Source organism: Candidatus Thiothrix phosphatis, from assembly GCF_035668035.1.
Taxonomy (GTDB): Bacteria; Pseudomonadota; Gammaproteobacteria; order Thiotrichales; family Thiotrichaceae; genus Thiothrix; species Thiothrix phosphatis.
Window position 1 is genome coordinate 1 of sequence record NZ_JAYMYJ010000070.1, and the last position, 2,731, is coordinate 2,731.

4 protein-coding genes are annotated in these 2,731 nt (G+C 56.5%); 1 reads left to right on the forward strand and 3 read right to left on the reverse strand.

From position 1 onward, the window contains the following. From VSS37_RS07700 to VSS37_RS07710, 3 genes are all read right to left on the reverse strand, one after another. The coding region (locus tag VSS37_RS07700) for an OmpA/MotB family protein (RefSeq protein WP_324694242.1) at positions 1 to 555 on the reverse strand (555 nt) is incomplete at its 3' end. Between the two features lie 41 nt (positions 556 to 596). Continuing rightward, complete coding sequence (locus tag VSS37_RS07705) at positions 597 to 1,433, reverse strand: neuromedin U (protein WP_246149117.1); 837 nt, start codon at positions 1,431 to 1,433, stop codon at positions 597 to 599. 87 nt (positions 1,434 to 1,520) lie between these two features. After that, a protein-coding gene (locus VSS37_RS07710) for an IS5 family transposase (protein WP_324694244.1) occupies positions 1,521 to 2,284 on the reverse strand; the annotation gives its coding sequence in 2 pieces (ribosomal slippage) (positions 1,521 to 2,107 and positions 2,107 to 2,284; 765 coding nt in all). Between the two features lie 171 nt (positions 2,285 to 2,455). On the opposite strand from VSS37_RS07710, the gene VSS37_RS07715 reads away from it, so the two are divergent. Further along, positions 2,456 to 2,731 (forward strand): hypothetical protein (locus tag VSS37_RS07715; RefSeq protein WP_324694246.1); only part of this gene is annotated, 276 nt, incomplete at its 3' end.

A 2,731-nucleotide genomic window follows, 5' to 3' on the forward strand; every position in this document is an offset into this window, starting at 1 on the left:
ATCTGTAAGAACGATTTCGATGCGCCGGTTTTCACGGCGTCCTGCCGGCGTCGAATTGTTCGCTACCGGCTGATATTGACCAAAACCGGAAGCCTCAAGCCGGGTCGGATCCATGCCTTTGGCCTGCAGGAAACGCACTACATCGCTCGAACGCGCTGTCGACAATTCCCAGTTGGTCGGATAACGCTGACGCAATTCAGGCCCGATCGGCTCGTCGTCGGTGTAACCACGCACTACGATGCGCTTGTCGGTCACGCTTTGCAAGGTTCCGACGATCTTTTCCAGCGCCTCGCGGCCCTTGGCATTCATCTGGGCACTACCCGACGAGAATACGATCTCGTCAATAAGGGTCACGGTCAGACGGCCCTGCAGTTCCTTGATACGAACCTGATCAGCCTTGATTTCCTGTTGCAGTTGGGCATCCAGCGCCTGATAGGCCTTGCTCTGCCCAGCGTAGGTATTTGCCGTTTGGACTTCCTGATTGTAAGTGCTCTGGCTGACACAACCGACGAGGGCTGCGGCTAGAGCGAAGGTGATGAGCGTTTTCTTGAACATGTCAGACTCCTTGGGTTAGGCGTGATACCCACGCCAAAGATTTATTTGGGGAACATGAACTGGATCTGGGCGCGAATCTGCCAGTTGGCACCGTTATCCGGCGTCACCACGTTGTAGTAGGCCGATAGCTGTGTATTCACGGGCAGTTTGCCAATGTGAAAAATCTTGCCGACGCCGCCGCCAAGCGGCACAACCCAGCGCTGACTGTTCTCCGCTTTCCAGTTGGCCGTGATGATGGGGGCGCTGGTCAAATAAAGCCCACCAGGAAAGTTGTAATTGATGAAGGGCTGAATGGTCGCATTGTTGTACGACCCGCCTGTTCCGCTGTCACTGAGTGACCAGATGTTGTTGACCAGCATCCCGTACACCCATGGGCTGCCGTGTTCAAGATGCAATACGACGCCGGACAGTCCCATGCCCCAGTTACGGTTACCAAGTTGCGAATCGGTGTTGGTCGGCAACTGGACGACTGGCCCCGCCCCCCAGATCACACTGCCCGGTTTGGCCGGCGACAGAAAAGCTGTAAACACGGTATCGCCCAGACCATTGGTGCGGTCATCGCCCGGATACAGCGCCGGCTGCGACACGACCGGCAAGATTGTGCGGGTGATGATATTCCAGTCCTCATTGACCGACACCGGGATCACCGGCTGGATATTGAGGATGTTCTGGGTCTTCTTCTCGGGACCGTAGTTGAGGTTGGTGTTGTTCTGGAAGGGCATGCTGACCAGATTGCCCACCGGATTCTGAGCCAGCTTAGCCAGTTCCTCGGCGCTCAGCTCCGCTTGCGCGGGAAGCGCAATGCAGCAACCAGCAGCAGCGAGCACCAAAACGCCTGCTTGGCGCTGACGTCGGGTTCGAATCACTTTATTGCTCATTTTCCTGCATTCCTGAAAAAACCGGGCACTTCCTCTTTCATGCGTCAGCGCTCGGATTGTGTTACCGAACTGCCCTAGGGCGTGTCATCAGTTAAGCCAAATGACGGCTGCCACCAGATGAATTGCACCGAGGAAGTTCTGCGCGGTTTTGTCGTAGCGGGTAGCGATGGCGCGATACCGTTTGAGTCGAGAGAAGAAGTTCTCGATCAGATGGCGCGCCTGGTACAGATGTCGGTCATAGAAACGAGGCGTCTTACGTGTGGAAAGGGGAGGAATCACCACCGCCTTGCCCCCTTTCTCAAGGGGTGCAATGACCCGAACCTGGGCATCGTAGGCTTTGTCGACGATCACCGTCTCGGCGGCCGTACCCGGCAGCAGCACATCGGCGCCTTCCAGATCGGATGTCTGGCCAGGGGTGAGGTGAAATCCCGTCGGATTGTCCAAGGCATCCACCGTGGCGTGGATCTTCGTGCTCTGCCCACCGCGACTCAGGCCGATGGCTTGGCATTCTTTAGGTTCCCGCTTGATGGCCCCGGCACTGTGCGGGTGAGCCCGAACGAGGGTGGAATCCATCATGCCATACTCGTTGTCCGCGTCTTGAGTAAAAAGCGTGAAGATACGCTGCCACACCCCGGACTGGCTCCAACGCGAGAATCGCAGATGGACCACACGAAATCCCCGAAACGTTCGGGCAAGTCTCGCCAAGGGAGGCCGGTTTTATACCGATACAGCACCGCCTCCACGAACCGGCGATTATCTTGAGCCGTCACCCCAACATGCCTCTCCCATCCTGGGAGGAGATCCTTGATGCGCTCCCATTGGTCATCTCTCAGTGCTTGTCGAGGTGTCATCCGTTCTCTTTCTCCACTCGGTTCGTCCGCCATTATCGCGGATCTGGTATTCGATGACACGTCCTAGTAGTTCGTTCCATTGAATGGGCTACAGATCAGGCGGCTTTCCTATCGAATTTCTTCCAACGAAACACCACGGGTGCCTGATTCATTTCCTGGATGCCCTGGAGGATGCGCGTTTTCAGTTCGTCGATAGACCATCAGAACTTCTTCCCTCTTGCGATCGAAATCAGGATCGCGCCGCTCCAGGTCATTCCGGACCTTAGGCGGCTTGAGGGGCTGCTCATTCAGAATCCGCCAGAGCTTGGCACGCTCCACCTCGCGTACCAACGCCGTTCTCTATCCCGCAAGTTTCGTCAACATCGCTCGCTGATCTTCCGTCAACACCCAGGTCGCCCGCTTCGTTTTCCCAGCCATGAGCATTCCTGTCAAGAGTCGTATGAGAAC

Bases quoted from the DNA above. Each gene is read 5' to 3' on its own strand.
- VSS37_RS07705 (WP_246149117.1), bottom strand. From the start codon at position 1,433: ATGAGCAATAAAGTGATTCGAACCCGACGTCAGCGCCAAGCAGGCGTT.